Here is an 849-nt window from a genome sequence, read left to right on the forward strand (position 1 = left end):
GTGGAGCCCGGCGGCGTGGAGGCCGGCGGCGTGGAGGCCGGCGGCGTGGAGGCCGGCGGCGTGGGGACCGCCAGGGTGGGGCGCGGTCCTGGGTGGGACGGCTGGGGCGATCTGCCGGAACGCGCCGACGTGATCGTCATCGGCGCTGGTCACAACGGGCTGGCCTGCGCGGCCTACCTGGCCCGTGCGGGCCGGTCGGTCGTCGTGGTGGAGGCGCGGGACACCGTCGGCGGCTGCGCGTCGACGGTCGACGCGATCGGCGCCCGGGTGAACATCTGCAACTGCGACCACACGATGATCCTCGCCAGTGGGATCGTCGACGAGCTGGAACTCGGCGCCTACGGCCTGCGCTACCTCGACGTCGACCCGATGGGCATCGCGATCGGCTGGGGCGACGAACCGGCGTTCGTCCAGTGGCGCAGCACCGAACGGACCATCGACGGCCTGGCCCGAACGGACCCCGCGGTCGCCGCCGCCTACCGGCGCTATCTCGACGTCGCCCTGCCCGCCGCCCGACTGGTCCAGGCCGTCCAGAGCGCCCGGCCGACCACGGCCGCGATCGCCGCCCGCGCGGCCCACCACCGGCTGCACGGCGCCGCCACCGTGCTCGACTGGGCCCGGCGCAGCCTGCTCGACGTGCTCGGCTCGTTCGGCCTGCCCCCGTGGCTCATCGCCGCCGCCTGCACGAACGGACCGGCCGTGTGGGGTCTGGGCCCGGACGCGCCGGGCAGCGGCCTGGGCGCGCTGGGCTTCGCGATGCGCCACCTCATTGGCGTCGGCCGCCCGGTGGGGGTGCGCGGCCTGCTCAACGTCCAGTACGCGCTGCAGTCCGACGTCCTGTACGTGCTG

1 protein-coding gene is annotated in these 849 nt (G+C 75.6%); it reads left to right on the forward strand.

The features are described 5' to 3' along the window. Positions 1–60: 60 nt before the first annotated feature. The coding region (locus MXD58_RS25880) for a phytoene desaturase family protein (protein ID WP_518478689.1) at positions 61–849 on the forward strand (789 nt) is incomplete at its 3' end.

The sequence above is a fragment of the Frankia sp. AgKG'84/4 genome (assembly GCF_023242965.2).
Lineage (GTDB): Bacteria > Actinomycetota > Actinomycetes > Frankiales > Frankiaceae > Frankia.